Here is a 13,928-nt window from a genome sequence, read left to right as displayed (position 1 = left end):
GGAAGACAAGGCGATGGATTCCGGCTTCCGCCGGAATGACGATGTTGTTCCTCGTTTCGCAATCGCATGCCGCCGACCGTGAATTGCAATTGCCGGAACAGTTGCAGCAAGGCCAGCTTGTCGTCGGCCACGCGCCGAAGGGAGCCAAGATCGAATTCGCCGGACGTCGCGTGCTCGTCGGCGACGATGGCGTGTTCGTCTTCGGCCTCGGTCGCGATGCGCCGGCAGCGGAGAAACTGCACATCCGCTACTCGAATGGCAAGGCCAGCGACATCGTGCTCAAGGTCACCAGGCGCGAGTACGAAACCGAACGCGTCAACGGCCTGCCCCAGCACACGGTGACGCCCAATCCGGAGCTGCTCAAACGCATCGAGCGCGAACGCGCCCGTGTCGCGGAGACGCGCCACCGCAACGATGCACGCGAGGATTTCGAGCAGGGCTTCCTCGACCCGGTCGAAAACGCGCGCGTCAGCGGCCTGTGGGGCCGCCAGCGCATCGACAACGGCAAACCGATGGCGCCGCACTTCGGCCTCGACTTCGCCGTGCCGAACGGCACGCCGATCCACGCGACCGCGCCGGGCATCGTCACCCTCGCCGAAATGGGCATGGTCCTGAACGGCGGCATCGTCGTGCTCGACCACGGCCACGGCGTGACCACGACCACGATCCACATGAGTCGCATCGACGTGAAGCCCGGGCAGAAGGTGAAACAAGGCGATATCGTCGGCCTCGCCGGCGCCACCGGGCGCGCCACCGGCCCGCACGTGCACTGGGCGGCGAACTGGTTCGACGTAGCTGTCGACCCTGCCCTGCTGCCCAAGGCCGGCACCATCACCGGGCAATAAGTCTCCCGATGCGCAAAGCCGGCGTCGGCAAGGCAGCCGTTCCGGTGGAGTGTTCGGGTAAGTCGAACCGGTGCGCTACCTTCGCGCCTCGCGCCACGACCACCACAGCGCCTTCCAGTGCGCCTCGCCGGGTTGCCGCACGAGCCCGTGCAGCGGATCGTCGGCGCGTTGCGCACGTCGCATCAGCGCAAGCTCGAGTCGCGCGCGCACGCGGCGCACATACGACGCGCGCGCGGCGTCGTTCAGCGCAGCCTGCGCCGAATCCTCCAGCCGGCCAAGAAAATCGCGCACGAGACCGGCGCGCTTCGGCGTGGATTCCGCCAGCGCCGCGCGTGTCATTTCGTGGCGCGCCAGCAGGTCGAGCGGAACCGGCAGGCGTTCGGGCGCATCGGCCAGATGGCGCAGCGCGAGCAGCAGATGCGAAATCGTCCACAGCTTCGCCGTTGTCGCCGCATCCGCGACAGGCGTACCGAACAGCGCAACTTCGATGCCTGCAACGGGCAGGTACAACGCCGCATGGTCGGACAGCAGCGATTCCAGGTCGGAAGCAACCCCGGCCTGGCGCACGGCAAGCGCGCCGTCGCACAACGCCGTCCAGTCCGCTGCCGCGACCTTCGCGGTCTGCGGATCGGCGAACAACACGGCGCTGAGCGGATGCCGCGACGATCCCGACGCGGCCGCGAGCAATTCCTGCCGCCACCACTGGATCTTCACTTCGGCGACATGGTCCTCGCGCAGGCCGAACGCGGCCTGCTCCAGCTCGTGGACCAGGCTGCCGAACGCGGCCGAGCGCAGGCGCGCATCGGGGGGGAGGAACAGCGCAACGATGGCTTGCTCGGGATTCGCCGCCAGCCATTTCTCCTCGAAGCTGGCGAAGGCGCCGGATTGCGCGTCCGACATCGCCGATCAATCCAGACCGAGCGCGGGAATCAGATCCTGCGGCCGAGCGACGACGATGTCCGCGCCCCATTCGCGCGGGTCCTCGCCGTCGAGATAGCCCCAGCCCGCAGCAACGGTGCGCATGCCGGCGGCGCGGCCGGCCTCGATGTCGCGCGCGTCATCGCCGACGTAGACGCTGTGCGCTGCATCGACGTTGGCCAACAGTGCCGCATGCAGCAACGGCTCGGGATCGGGCTTGCGTTTGGCCAGCGTGTCGCCGCCGACGAGGGCCGCGCTGCGCGCCGCGAGGCCAAGCTCCGCCACCACGCGGCGCGCGAGGTGCTCCGGTTTGTTGGTGACGATGCCCCAGGGCAACGGCCGCGCATCGAAATTCGCGAGCACCGCGTCGATGCCGTCGAAGGTGCGCGTGTGCTTTGCGATCTGTTCCGCGTACAAGTCGAGATAGCGCGGCAGCAAGGTTTCCATGCGCGCCTCGGCAATGCCGGGAAACCCCGCGCGCAGCATCGCGCGACCGCCCTTGGACACGACCATGCCGACCTTGTCCATCGCGATCGTCGGCTCGCCGAGTTCGGCGCGCAGCCGGTGCATCGCGTCGATCAGGTCGGGCGCGGAATCGATCAGCGTGCCGTCGAGGTCGAAGAAAACCGCGCAGATGGATTTGCCGTTCAAGCTCACGCGGGCTTCATCGCGCAGGCAAGATAGTTGACCTGCGTGTTGTTCACGATCCACGCACGCCGCGACAGCGGGTTGTAGGCCAGACCGCTGACATCTTCGAGCTCGAGCCCGGCATCGCGCAGCGCCGCGGCCATTTCCGCCGGGCGGATGAACTGGGCGTAGTGATGCGTGCCGCGCGGCAGCAGGTTCAACGCGTACTCGGCGCCGACGATCGCCACGCCGAACGCGAGCGGCGTGCGGTTGAGCGTGGACAGGAACAGGCGCCCGCCCGGCTTGAGCAGCATTGCGCAGGCCGCAATCACGCTGCCCGGGTCGGGTACGTGTTCGAGCATTTCCATGCAGGTGATCGCATCGAACGCTGCGGGCAACCCCTGCGCGAGCGACTCGACGCTGACTTCGCGGTAGTCGACCTGCAGATTCGATTCGTGCAGATGCAGGCGCGCCACATCGAGCACGCGCGGCGCAAGGTCGATGCCGGTCACCTGCGCGCCGGCCGCTGCCAGCGCCTCGCTGAGCAGACCGCCGCCGCAACCGACGTCGAGCACGCGCGCGCCATTGAGCGCGACACGCTTGGCGACGTAGTTGAGGCGCACCGGATTGAGGTCGTGCAGCGGGCGCGACTCGCCTTGCGGGTCCCACCAGCTCGCGGCGAGCTTGTCGAACTTGCCGGTTTCGGCGGGATTGACGTTGGTTGAATTCATGACTTGTCGGTTCCGGAAAGAATCAACGCGCCTGCCATTCTCTCACGCTGACTTCCCAGCCGCCGCTCGTATACGCCGGATCACGCGCCACGATCGCCTGCGCCTCGGCCGTGTCGACGGCACGCAGCAGGTAGGCGCCGCCGCTTTTGTCGCCAAACCCGCCAGACATCTGGTTGCGTCCTTGCGCGCGCAGATCCTCGAGAAACTGGTGATGCCGAGGCACCACGGCGGGATCGAAGCCGGCGCGACGCATCAGGGTGACCAGATACAAGTTCATGCTATTGCGCAAACGCGATGCGCTCGTGCCACTCGCGCGCCTTGGCGCGCAGCGCAGCGATATCCATGCCGATCAGCGCGCGGTTGTCGAGCTTGCGACGACCGGCGATCCACACGTCGCTGACCTGCTGGCGTCCGGTCGCGTAGACGAGTTGCGAGGCGACGTGATAGATCGGCTGCGTCTCGATCGCGTCGAGGCGCACGGCGGCGAGGTCGGCCTGCTTGCCGGGCACGATCGAACCGATACGCTCGCCCAGACCCAGCGCGCGCGCACCATTGAGCGTCGCCGCTTGCAGCGCGAAGGCCGCATCGAATGCACTCGCATCGTTGGCCACCGCCTTGGCGAGTATTGCCGCGGTGCGCATCTCGCCGAACATGTCGAGGTCGTTGTTGCTCGCCGCGCCGTCGGTGCCGATCGCGAGGTTGACGCCGGCGCGGCGCAATTTCTCCGCCGGGCAGAAGCCGCTGGCGAGCTTGAGGTTCGATTCGGGACAATGCGCGACCGACGCACCGGCTTCGGCCATCTGTACGATTTCGGCATCGGTCAGCTGGGTCATGTGAATCGCGATCAGGTGATCGTTGACCAGGCCGAGCGTGTGCATGCGCGCGATCGGGCGCATGCCGTGGTCGCGGCGCGAATCTTCGACTTCCTGCGCGGTTTCGTGCAGATGCAGATGCACCGGGATGTCGAGCTGATCGCTCATCAGGCGGATGCGTTCGAAGGTTTCGTTCGCGACCGTATATGGCGCATGCGGTGCCAGCGTGGTCGTCACGAGTGACTCGCCGCGCAGTTCGTCGTGCACGGCGAGATTCTTGTCGAAGTATTCGTCGCGGCTCTTCGCCCACGCGGTCGGAAATTCGATGAACGGCAGGCCGACGACCGCGCGGAATCCGTGCTTGAGGTACGTCGCCGCCTGCGCGTCGGGGAAAAGGTAATTCTCGTTGCAGCAGGTGGTACCGCCGCGCAGCATCTCGGCGATCGCCAGTTCGATGCCGTCGCGCACGAACTCCGGACCCATCACCCGCCCTTCCGCCGGCCAGATGTGCTCGTTGAGCCAGGTCATCAGCGGCAGGTCGTCGGCGAGGCCGCGCATCAGCACCATCGGATTGTGCGCGTGCGCGTTGACGAGGCCGGGGATCAGCGCGTGTTCATTCAATTCGATGCGCGCGGCGTTCGGATATTTTCCGCGCGCGGCTTCGATCGGCAGCACCTCGGTGATCATGTCGCCCGCAAGCGCGACGGCGTGATGGTCGAGCACGACGCCGTGCGGCTCGACGGGGATGACCCAGCGCGCTTCGAGGATTTGGTCGACGGGTTTCATGCCGGATTCTCAAAAAGAATAAGCATTTAACACGGATTTACACGGATGAGAGCCGATCAGAACGGATCAAGCCAAAAGATATCAATTGATCTCTCCGTGTTGATCAGCTCTTTATCCGCTTTTATCCGCGTCAAGATGCTTTTTCTGGTGACGACAGATCAACCCTTGACGCGACCGACGTACTCGCCCGTGCGCGTATCGACGCGGATCACCTCGCCGTTCGGCACGAACAGCGGCACGCGCACGGTCGCGCCCGTTTCGAGCTTGGCCGGCTTGCCGCCGGAGCCCGCGGTGTCGCCCTTGACGCCCGGATCGGTTTCGGTGATCTGCAGTTCGACGAAGTTCGGCGGCGACACGGTCAGCGGCGCGCCATTCCACAGCGTGACGATGCAGGTCTCGTTGCCCTTGAGCCACTTCTCGGCGTCGACCATCGCCGACTTGTCGGCGGCGATCTGCTCGTGCGTGTCCGGGTGCATGAAGTGCCAGAACTCGCCGTCGCTGTAGAGATACTCCATGTCCTGGTCGAGCACGTCGGCCGGCTCCAGCGAATCGGTCGACTTCATCGTCAATTCGACGACGCGGCCGGTCTTGATGTTGCGGTACTTCACGCGCGTGAACGCCTGGCCCTTGCCCGGCTTCACGTACTCGGTGTCGACAATCGAGCACGGATAGCCGTCAACGATGATCTTCATGCCATTCTTGACGTCGTTCATGCCATAGCTGGCCATAGGTTCGCTCCTTTGCGCCGCGACCCACGCGGGCCCGCAGCTTGTTAGAATTCGGGGTTGGATCGGATTTCGCGGAGGGCGATATGATAACCGGGAACGCCGCTGCTGCGCACACGCGCGCAGAGCCGGCAACCGCCGACTGGCGCCGGTTGTGGCGCGAAGCAGTCACCGATCCGGGGGAGTTGCTGGCGCTGCTCGACCTCGATCACCTCGCAGCAACCGTGCTCCCCCGCCTCGACACCGGCTTTGCCCTGCGCGTGCCGCGCGGCTTCGTCGCGCGCATGCGTCGCGGCGATGCCACCGACCCGCTGCTGCTGCAGGTGCTGCCGCAGGCGGCGGAACTGGAAGATGCGCCGGGGTTCGGCCTCGACGCGGTCGGCGACCTCGCCGCGCGCGCGGCCCGCGGCGTGCTGCACAAGTACCATGGCCGCGCGCTACTGGTCGCGACCGGCTCCTGCGCAGTGAACTGCCGCTACTGTTTCCGCCGCCATTTCCCCTACGCCGAGGAAACCGCCGCGGCGAACGGCTGGCGCGAAGCCGTCGAACACCTCGCCGGTGATGCGACGATCGAGGAAGTGATCCTGTCCGGCGGCGATCCGCTCTCGCTGTCGACGGCAAAACTGGCCGAACTGGGCGATGCGCTGGCCGCGATCCCACATATCCGCCGCCTGCGCATCCATACACGCCTGCCGGTGGCGCTGCCCGAGCGCATCGACACTGAATTCGGCGCCTGGCTGCGCAGCCTGCCGTGGCCGGTCGCCATCGTGCTGCACGCCAACCACGCGAACGAAATCGACGCCGGCGTCGTCGCCGCCTGCGCGCGCCTGCGCGAAGCCGGTGCGACCCTGCTCAACCAGAGCGTGCTGTTGCGCGCGATCAACGACTCCGTCGACGCGCTGACCGACCTGTCCGGACGGCTGTTCGAGTGCGGCGTGCTGCCCTATTACCTGCACCAGCTCGACCGCGTCGCCGGCACGGCGCATTTCGCCATCGACGACGATGCGGCGCGTGCGCTGATCGACATTTTGCGTGTGCGGCTGCCGGGCTATCTCGTGCCCAGACTTGTGCGCGAGGTCGCACACGAAGCGCACAAGCTCCCCTTGTGATGCTGGCGCGCGCGGAGCGGATCGAGTAAAACGCCAATTTCGCCAATACTGCGGACGCGAGCCTCGTCGCCCCAATGAGCAAACCCACCGACTTGATAAAGCTGCTGCTCGCCGAAAGTTCAGTCGAGGACGCCGAGCGCCTGACCAGCATCCTGCGCAACGCGGGGATTGCGGTGCGCGCGACGCAAGCACGCGATGTGGATGAACTCGAGGTACAACTGCAAACACAGACGCCCGATCTCATCCTGTCCGGGTCCGCGATCGATCTCGGCGAAGTCGTCGCCGCGGCCAACCGCGGTGGCAAGGACATCGCCGTGGTGGCGATCCTGGAAAGCATCAGTGGCGAGAGCATCACCGAGGCGTTTCGCGGCGGAGTCGTGGCGGCAGCGGCACGAGATTTCGGCGATCTCCTCGTTGCCGTGATCCAGCGCGAATTCGACAATCTCAACCAGCGCCGCAATGTGCGCCGCCTCGAGGCGAGCCTGGCGGAATCCGAACGCCGCTGCGATTCGCTGCTTGAGTCCGCGCGCGACCCAATAGCCTATGTGCACGAGGGCGCGCACGTGCGCGCGAACCAGGCTTGGCTCGAAGCTTTCGGCTACGCGAATTTCGAGGAACTGCAGGGCGCGTCAATCCTCGACCTCATCGCGCCCGAGGCAACGAGTGATTTCAAGGTGCTGCTCAAGGACCTGTCGCGCGGCGAGAAGCCACCGCCGAACCTGCCGATCAAAGTGCGGCGCGCCGATGGCGCCACGTTCGACACGATAATGGAATTCGCACCGGCAAGCGTCGCCGGCGAGCCCTGCCAGCAGATCGTGCTGCGCCAGCCGCAGGCCAACCCCGAACTGGCCCGCCAGATCGATGCACTGCGCACGAAGGACCTCGTCACCGACCTCTACAACCGCCAGCACGGTCTCACCGAGCTCGACCGCATGGTCGCGGCTGCGGCGGCTGGCGCGCCGAATCAAGTCCTGCTGCTGCTCGAAGCGGACAATTTCCGCCAGCACCTCGATGCAATCGGTCTCGGCAACACCGATCTGCTGCTTGGCGACATGGCCAACCTGCTGCGCCGGAACCTCGAGTCGATCGAACACGTCGCCTTCCGCTTCGGCGACCAGACTTTCGGCGTGCTCAGCACCGCCCTGCCGATCGAGGCGGCTGCCGAGCTGGCGCAACGGCTGTGCAACGCGTTTTCCGAGCATGATTTCGACATCGGCAAGCAGAATGTCAGCCTGTTCGTCAGTATTTCCGGCGTGCTCATCGGCGAGAAGAACGCGAATGCGCAGGCAGTGCTGAATCAGGCGGGAGCGGGCCTGCGCGAGTTGCAGCAACGCGGTGGCAACCAGGTCACGATCTACGATCCGGGCTTGCGTGACGCGGCCATGCTCGCCGAGGCGCAGCAGTTGCGCGAGCGTGTCGAAGACGCGGTCACGCACAACCGTTTCTCGCTCTACAGCCAGCCGATCATCAACCTGCATGGCGTCGAGGGCGAGTTCTACGAGATCCTGGCCCGCCTCGTCGACGACAAGGGCGAGGTGATGCCGACGGTCTTCCTCCCGGTGGCCGAAGATGCCGGCGTGATGCCGGCAATCGACCGCATCGTCATCGCAAGCGCGATCACGACGCTGGCCGAACGCGAGAAAGCCGGCCGGCACACCACGTTCTTCGTCAAGCTCACCGCTCCGTCGATGGCCGACGAGACCTTGTTGCCATGGATCGCACAGCAGCTGAAAAGCGCGCGCGTGCGCGGCGACGCGCTCGTGTTCGAGGTGCCGGAGAGCAAGGTCGTCACCCAACTCAAGGTCGCTCGCACTTTCGTCAACGGCCTGAGCCAGTTGCATTGCGGTTTCGCCCTCGAACAGTTCGGCGCCGGCGTCAACTCATTCCAGTTGCTCAAGCACATCGACGCCAGCTATCTGAAGATCGATCGCAGCTACATGCAGGACCTGCCGAAGGACAAGGAGCATCAGGAATTCATCCGCCAGTTCTGCCACCAGGCGCACCAAGCCGGCAAGATCGTCATCGCCGAGCATGTCGAGAACGCGGCCAGCATGTCGATCCTGTTCACCTGCGGGGTGAACTTCGTCCAGGGCAACTATCTCAACGAACCGGAAAAAATCCTGAGCGCCGCGTAGTCACGCCTTCTGCAGTGCCGCGATGCGCTCGGCGATCGGCGGGTGGCTCATGAACAGGCGCGCCATGCCGCCGCCACCGGTGATGCCGAACGCGACGAGCGCCTTGGGCAACCCGGCATCCTCGTGACCAGCGGACAGCGTGCGCAGCGCCGAGATCATGTTCGCGCGGCCCCCGAGTTGCGCGCCGCCCGCATCGGCGCGGAATTCGCGCCAGCGCGAGAACCACATGACGATCATCGTCGCAAGCACGCCGAGCACCATCTGCAGCACCAGCGTGATGACGAAATAGCCGATGCCGGAACCACCCTCGCGGTCGCGATTGCCCGAGATCGCATTGTCGATCACGCTGCCGAGCACGCGTGCGAGGAACATGACGAAGGTGTTGACCACACCCTGGATCAGCGCGAGCGTGACCATGTCGCCGTTGGCGACGTGGCTGATCTCGTGGCCGAGCACGGCCGAGACTTCGTCGCGGTTCATGCTTTGCAGGAGGCCGGTGGACACGGCGACGAGCGCGTGGTTCCTGCTCGCACCGGTGGCGAAGGCGTTCATCTCCGGCGCGTCGTAGACGGCGATCTCGGGCATGCCGATGCCCGCATTCTTCGCGTGCTGCGCGACCGTACCGAACAACCACTGTTCGTTCGCGTTGCGCGGCTGCGCGATCACCTGCGCGCCGACCGACATCTTCGCCATCGTCTTCGACAACAGCAGCGAGATCAGCGAACCGCCGACGCCGAACAAGGCGCAAAACACGAGCATGCCGGCGAGGTTGATGCCGGTATGGGTGTACGCCCAGCGGTCGAGGCCGAAGATCGAGGCGACGACGCTCAAAACGAGCATGATCGCTAGGTTGGTCAGCAAGAACAGAACGATGCGAAGCATAGGATCCCTGCACGGATTGAAAGGTCCGCAAGCGCGGACAGGAAAAGTTTTTGGGTAGACTGACGACATTTTCAAGCCAACACTGCCACCGGCACGCCACCCATTCAGCATGAACTATCGCGGCCGTTTCGCTCCTTCGCCGACCGGTCCGCTGCACTTCGGCTCGCTGGTCGCCGCCGTCGGCAGCTGGCTGAGGGCAAGGTCGCAGCGCGGCGCGTGGCTCATCCGCATGGAAGACCTCGATCCGCAGCGCGAGGTTCCCGGTGCCGCCGACGACATCCTGGCCACGCTGGTCGCGTTCGGCATGCCCTCGGACGAGCCCGTCGTCTGGCAAAGCCGGCGCTCGCAGGCCTACGCCGCGTCTTTCGCGCAGTTGGGCGAGCACGTGTTCCCTTGCCGCTGCAGCCGCAGCGACCTGGCTGCCAGCAATGGCGTGCATCGTGGCGCCTGCGTCGCAACGGCCGACCCCGCGCGCGCGCCGGCCTGGCGCCTGCGCGTGGACGACCGCAGCGTCGGTTTCGACGATCTGCTCCAGGGCGGGTTCGCGCAGAATCTGTTGCGCGATGTCGGCGACTTCGTCGTGCGCCGCGTGGAAGGCGGCTATGCGTACCAGTTCGCCGTCGTCGTCGACGATGCCGAGGCGGGCATTACCGAGATCGTGCGCGGCGCCGACTTGCTCGATTCGACGCCAAGGCAGATCCGCCTGCAGCAACTGCTCGGCCTGCCGACGCCGCGCTACCTGCACCTGCCGCTCGTCCTCGACCGCACCGGTGCAAAACTGTCGAAGTCCGAAGGCGCGCCGCCGGTGGACCGGCACGACCCGATGCCGGCCCTGCGCGCGGCGCTGGCTTTCCTCGGCCTGCCCAACGCAGCACGCGTGGCGGCGACCAGCCCGGACGCGCTGCTGGCGCACGCCGTGCCGCATTTCGATATCGACGCATTGCGCAAGAAGCTCGATGGTTTTCCCGCCTTTGACTGCAATGCTTAGCGTGTACAATCCAGGAAAAGATTCCGTCGGCTGATGCCCAGCCGTCGCACAACCGGGAGGGAGCAGTCATGACGTCACGCGTAGCACTCGTTACAGGCGGCACCGGTGGCATCGGTACGGCCATCGTCAAGCGTCTTGCGGCGATGGGGCACAAGGTAGCCACCAACTATCGCGACGAAGCCAAGGCCAAGGCCTGGGCCGACAAACTCAAATCCGAGGGCGTCGACGTGCTGCTGGTCAAGGGCGACGTTTCCGACACCGCCTCCGCCGAAGCGATGGTCAAGGAGGTCGAATCCAAACTCGGTCCGGTCGATATTTTGGTCAACAACGCCGGCATCACGCGCGACACGACCTTCCACAAGATGAGCGCGATGCAGTGGCAGGAGGTGATCAACACCAACCTCAACTCGGTGTTCAACGTCACCCGCCCGGTCATCGACGGCATGCGCAACCGCAAGTGGGGGCGCATCATCCAGATCAGCTCGATCAACGGTCAGAAAGGCCAGTACGGCCAGGCCAACTACGCCGCGGCCAAGGCCGGCATGCATGGCTTCACGATCTCGCTCGCGCAGGAGAATGCGAAGTTCGGCATCACCGTCAACACCGTCTCGCCCGGCTATGTCGCGACGGAAATGGTCATGGCCGTGCCCGAGGATGTGCGCAACAAGATCGCTGCGCAGATTCCCGTCGGCCGCCTCGGCGAGCCCGAGGAAATCGCCTACGCGATCGAGTTCTTCGTCAAGGACGAAGCCCGGTGGATCACCGGCGCCAACCTCGCCATCAACGGCGGGCAATACATGGGCTGGTAAGCGCCCTGCCCTGCCTGCGCGATGCATTGAAGCGCGTCGCGCAGGGTGCCTGCCAGGTGAGACAGGGATGTCGAGCGGGCGGCGGTTCGAAGGTGGATCGCGAGGGCGTGCCTGCTTGGGACTTCTGCACTCCTTGCATCGCGATTGCTGCACAGCAATGCACTGGTGCGGCGCATCACAATCTGCTACTTTTGCGGCATGGCACAAACCCGCATCATCAAGAAGTACCCGAATCGCCGTCTCTACGACACGGAAATCTCGAGTTACATCACGCTCGAGGAGGTCCGCCAGCTCGTACTCGACGGCGACGATTTCGAAGTCCGCGACGCCAAGACCGGCGAGGACCTGACCCGCACCGTACTGCTGCAGATCATCGCCGAGCACGAGGGTCATGGCCAGCCGATGTTCACCACGCAACTGCTTTCGCAGGTGATTCGTTTCTACGGCGATTCGATGCAGGGCTTCATGGGCAGCTACCTGGAGAAGAGCCTGCAGATCTTTCTCGACCAGCAGGGCAAGTTCCGCAGCCAGCTCAACAATATCCTCGGGCAGACGCCATGGTCGATGCTCAACGACATGACCGAGCGCAATCTCGATCTGTGGAAGTCGGTGCAGGACAACTTCCTCAAGTCCGCTGCCGCACAGGCGCACCAGGCGGGCGCGGCAAAGAAGGACGGCAAACCCTGATCCCGCGCAGCGCAGGAATCGATCCCGCTGCGCAACATTTGTTGCGCAGCACGAACACCAACCCATCCTTGCGATGGGATTTTTTTTGATGAGGCAGGAATGAAGAAACGCATTGCACTGGTGACCGGCGGCATCGGCGGACTCGGCACTGAAATCTGCAAGCATCTGGCGAATGCGGGTTGCATCGCGGTCGCCGCTGACCTTGGCAGCCGGCCCGAACGCCTGGCCGAATTTCAGGGCGAGATCCAGGGCTACGCCGACAGGATTTTCTTCGAGCCGTTCAACGTCGCCGATTTCGATGCATGCGCCGCGCTGATCAAACAGGTCGAGGCGACGCACGGTCCCGTCGACATCCTCGTCAACGCCGCCGGCATCACCCGCGACACCACGTTGCGCAAGATGTCGCCGCAGCAATGGGTCGACGTGCTCAAGATCAATCTCGATGGCGTGTTCAACATGTGCCGCAACGTCGTCGATGGCATGAGCGAGCGTGGCTTCGGCCGCATCGTCAACATCTCCTCGGTCAACGGCCAGACCGGCCAGTTCGGCCAGACCAACTATTCCGCAGCCAAGGCCGGCATGCACGGCTTCACCATGGCGCTGGCGCGCGAAGTGGCGCGCAAGAACGTGACCGTCAACAGCGTTTCACCCGGCTACTGCAACACCGCCATGGTGCGCGCGATCCCCGAGAACGTGCGCAGCCAGATCGTCGCGAGCATCCCGGTCGGTCGCCTCGGCGAGCCATCGGAAATCGCCCGCGTCGTCGCCTTCCTTGCGGCCGACGAATCCGGTTTCATCACCGGTGCGAACATCCCGGTGAATGGCGGTTATTTCATCGATTTTTAGTTGCTCGACGCCAACTATATGTTCACAAAGAGATTTCTACGAAATCTCCAATCAAGATTTCCTGGTAGCTACCCATCTGGCTACCCACTTGCGCCTACCTTCGGCAGGCCTGGTTCGCAGCGGCATTCATCGCCGTGCCCCTGCCCCGCCCAGCAGCGGTGACCTGCGCGCGCAGGGTTGCGTTCGGCGTGAACACGCCGTGCAACCGCGTCAGGTGCGCGCGCGGCGGCGGCACCAGTGCGGCCAGTCACGCGAGGAGCTCCACCGGATCGAGCATCACGTGCGTGGCGCCGTCGCGCCACGGCGTCTTGAGGGCATAGCGCACTTGTCCGCTGGCGGTCAGCGCGATGCGCTTTTCCGACACCGCCGGGCGCGTGATGGTGCGGCACAGGCGTTCGAGCTTGGCGCTTTCGTGTTCATTTGCCGATACGCCTGCGTGCAGCGAGAAGCCGCCGATCTTGCCCGACTCGGAGGTGAAGCCATCCACGTCGCCCGGCAGGGTTTGCAGCGTCGTCACCTTGCGCCCGGTCTGCGCGCCGGTGGCGACGCGGTACGTGACCGAACTCATGCGCAGCGCGTCCATGCCTTCGTCGCTGGCTGCCGCGTCCGTCAGGAACGGCACGTCGTCTTCGCTTTCCAGATACCCCTGCTTCGCCAGGTGGCGGCACACGCCATCGAGAAACAGCATGTGCAAGTGCAGGTTGAAGTTGAGCGCACTGCCGAAACGCTGGATCAGCGTCACCGTGCCGCACTGGGCGGTGTGGCGCGCAACCCCCGCCTCGTCCGCCAGCGACGCGCCGATCGCGCGCTGCACGATGGCCAGCACCGGGCCGATGCTGTGCGGGTTGCCGGCGAACAGGAAGCGCAGCGGATACGGGACGCTCAGCACCCATTGCCGCACCGGGCGCGCACCGAACACGTCGTCCACCAGATGCCCCGCCATGCGCCGCGCGCCGCAACTGGGGCAGAAGCCGCGCTTCTTGCAGCCCGATCCGGGCCTGCCATCCCTGGCGGCCATCGTACGCTGT

General features: G+C 65.3%; 14 protein-coding genes and 1 pseudogene. 7 read left to right on the top strand and 8 right to left on the bottom strand.

Annotation, left to right across the window (positions count from 1 at the left end; genetic code table 11):
• Positions 1–41: 41 nt before the first annotated feature.
• On the top strand, positions 42–845 hold the full coding sequence (locus tag AC16HO_RS02190; protein ID WP_484335275.1) for a M23 family metallopeptidase: 804 nt from the start codon (positions 42–44) through the stop codon (positions 843–845).
• A gap of 75 nt (positions 846–920) precedes the next feature.
• On the opposite strand, the gene AC16HO_RS02185 is transcribed toward AC16HO_RS02190, so the two are convergent.
• From AC16HO_RS02185 to efp, 6 genes are all read right to left on the bottom strand, one after another.
• Positions 921–1,745: an isoprenoid biosynthesis enzyme family protein gene (locus tag AC16HO_RS02185; protein ID WP_395642525.1), complete on the bottom strand. Its 825-nt coding sequence runs from the start codon at positions 1,743–1,745 to the stop codon at positions 921–923.
• A gap of 6 nt (positions 1,746–1,751) precedes the next feature.
• Positions 1,752–2,414, bottom strand: coding sequence for a phosphoglycolate phosphatase (gene gph / locus AC16HO_RS02180; RefSeq protein ID WP_395642526.1), 663 nt, complete (start codon positions 2,412–2,414; stop codon positions 1,752–1,754).
• Positions 2,415–2,416: 2 nt separating this feature from the next.
• Positions 2,417–3,121 (bottom strand): bifunctional 2-polyprenyl-6-hydroxyphenol methylase/3-demethylubiquinol 3-O-methyltransferase UbiG, encoded by a 705-nt coding sequence (gene ubiG / locus AC16HO_RS02175; protein WP_395642527.1) that lies wholly within the window; start codon positions 3,119–3,121, stop codon positions 2,417–2,419.
• 22 nt (positions 3,122–3,143) lie between these two features.
• Positions 3,144–3,398, bottom strand: a complete 255-nt coding sequence (locus AC16HO_RS02170) for a YciI family protein (RefSeq protein WP_395642528.1) — start codon at positions 3,396–3,398, stop codon at positions 3,144–3,146.
• A 1-nt stretch (position 3,399) separates the two neighbouring features.
• The gene (locus AC16HO_RS02165; RefSeq protein ID WP_395642529.1) at positions 3,400–4,719 is read right to left on the bottom strand and encodes a TRZ/ATZ family hydrolase; all 1,320 of its coding nucleotides are present in this window, start codon (positions 4,717–4,719) and stop codon (positions 3,400–3,402) included.
• Between the two features lie 158 nt (positions 4,720–4,877).
• The gene (efp, locus tag AC16HO_RS02160; RefSeq protein ID WP_395642530.1) at positions 4,878–5,447 is read right to left on the bottom strand and encodes an elongation factor P; all 570 of its coding nucleotides are present in this window, start codon (positions 5,445–5,447) and stop codon (positions 4,878–4,880) included.
• 83 nt (positions 5,448–5,530) lie between these two features.
• Between efp and epmB the strand changes: the two genes are divergently transcribed.
• Positions 5,531–6,553, top strand: coding sequence for an EF-P beta-lysylation protein EpmB (epmB, locus tag AC16HO_RS02155; RefSeq protein WP_395642531.1), 1,023 nt, complete (start codon positions 5,531–5,533; stop codon positions 6,551–6,553).
• Positions 6,554–6,627: 74 nt separating this feature from the next.
• A complete protein-coding gene (locus AC16HO_RS02150; protein WP_395642532.1) occupies positions 6,628–8,688 on the top strand; it encodes an EAL domain-containing protein in 2,061 nt (686 codons plus the stop codon).
• Here AC16HO_RS02150 and htpX read toward each other — a convergent pair whose 3' ends face one another.
• A complete protein-coding gene (gene htpX / locus AC16HO_RS02145; protein ID WP_395642533.1) occupies positions 8,689–9,570 on the bottom strand; it encodes a protease HtpX in 882 nt (293 codons plus the stop codon).
• Positions 9,571–9,679: 109 nt separating this feature from the next.
• On the opposite strand from htpX, the gene gluQRS reads away from it, so the two are divergent.
• The 4 genes from gluQRS (at position 9,680) to phbB (AC16HO_RS02125) (ending at position 12,900) form a co-directional block, all read left to right on the top strand.
• A complete protein-coding gene (gluQRS, locus tag AC16HO_RS02140; protein ID WP_395642534.1) occupies positions 9,680–10,558 on the top strand; it encodes a tRNA glutamyl-Q(34) synthetase GluQRS in 879 nt (292 codons plus the stop codon).
• 68 nt (positions 10,559–10,626) lie between these two features.
• Positions 10,627–11,367 carry an acetoacetyl-CoA reductase gene (gene phbB, locus AC16HO_RS02135; protein WP_395642535.1) on the top strand — a complete coding sequence of 247 codons (741 nt, stop codon included), beginning with the start codon at positions 10,627–10,629 and terminating at the stop codon, positions 11,365–11,367.
• Between the two features lie 198 nt (positions 11,368–11,565).
• Positions 11,566–12,054 carry a polyhydroxyalkanoate synthesis repressor PhaR gene (gene phaR, locus AC16HO_RS02130; protein ID WP_395642536.1) on the top strand — a complete coding sequence of 163 codons (489 nt, stop codon included), beginning with the start codon at positions 11,566–11,568 and terminating at the stop codon, positions 12,052–12,054.
• A 99-nt stretch (positions 12,055–12,153) separates the two neighbouring features.
• Positions 12,154–12,900: an acetoacetyl-CoA reductase gene (phbB, locus tag AC16HO_RS02125; RefSeq protein ID WP_395642537.1), complete on the top strand. Its 747-nt coding sequence runs from the start codon at positions 12,154–12,156 to the stop codon at positions 12,898–12,900.
• Between the two features lie 118 nt (positions 12,901–13,018).
• On the opposite strand, the pseudogene AC16HO_RS02120 reads toward phbB (AC16HO_RS02125), so the two are convergent.
• Positions 13,019–13,885: pseudogene (locus AC16HO_RS02120) on the bottom strand (transposase); the annotation flags it as partial.
• Positions 13,886–13,928 lie beyond the last annotated feature (43 nt).

It is taken from the genome of Rudaea sp. (genome assembly GCF_057139185.1).
The sequence above is the reverse complement of the archived record's forward strand: the minus strand, read 5'-3'. Positions and strand labels throughout refer to the sequence as shown.

Bases quoted from the DNA above. Each gene is read 5' to 3' on its own strand.
- gluQRS (WP_395642534.1), top strand. From the start codon at position 9,680: ATGAACTATCGCGGCCGTTTCGCTCCTTCGCCGACCGGTCCGCTGCAC.
- AC16HO_RS02165 (WP_395642529.1), bottom strand. From the start codon at position 4,719: ATGAAACCCGTCGACCAAATCCTCGAAGCGCGCTGGGTCATCCCCGTC.
- epmB (WP_395642531.1), top strand. From the start codon at position 5,531: ATGATAACCGGGAACGCCGCTGCTGCGCACACGCGCGCAGAGCCGGCA.
- AC16HO_RS02150 (WP_395642532.1), top strand. From the start codon at position 6,628: ATGAGCAAACCCACCGACTTGATAAAGCTGCTGCTCGCCGAAAGTTCA.
- phbB (WP_395642535.1), top strand. From the start codon at position 10,627: ATGACGTCACGCGTAGCACTCGTTACAGGCGGCACCGGTGGCATCGGT.
- htpX (WP_395642533.1), bottom strand. From the start codon at position 9,570: ATGCTTCGCATCGTTCTGTTCTTGCTGACCAACCTAGCGATCATGCTC.
- phbB (WP_395642537.1), top strand. From the start codon at position 12,154: ATGAAGAAACGCATTGCACTGGTGACCGGCGGCATCGGCGGACTCGGC.
- phaR (WP_395642536.1), top strand. From the start codon at position 11,566: ATGGCACAAACCCGCATCATCAAGAAGTACCCGAATCGCCGTCTCTAC.
- ubiG (WP_395642527.1), bottom strand. From the start codon at position 3,121: ATGAATTCAACCAACGTCAATCCCGCCGAAACCGGCAAGTTCGACAAG.
- AC16HO_RS02170 (WP_395642528.1), bottom strand. From the start codon at position 3,398: ATGAACTTGTATCTGGTCACCCTGATGCGTCGCGCCGGCTTCGATCCC.
- efp (WP_395642530.1), bottom strand. From the start codon at position 5,447: ATGGCCAGCTATGGCATGAACGACGTCAAGAATGGCATGAAGATCATC.
- AC16HO_RS02190 (WP_484335275.1), top strand. From the start codon at position 42: ATGTTGTTCCTCGTTTCGCAATCGCATGCCGCCGACCGTGAATTGCAA.
- AC16HO_RS02185 (WP_395642525.1), bottom strand. From the start codon at position 1,745: ATGTCGGACGCGCAATCCGGCGCCTTCGCCAGCTTCGAGGAGAAATGG.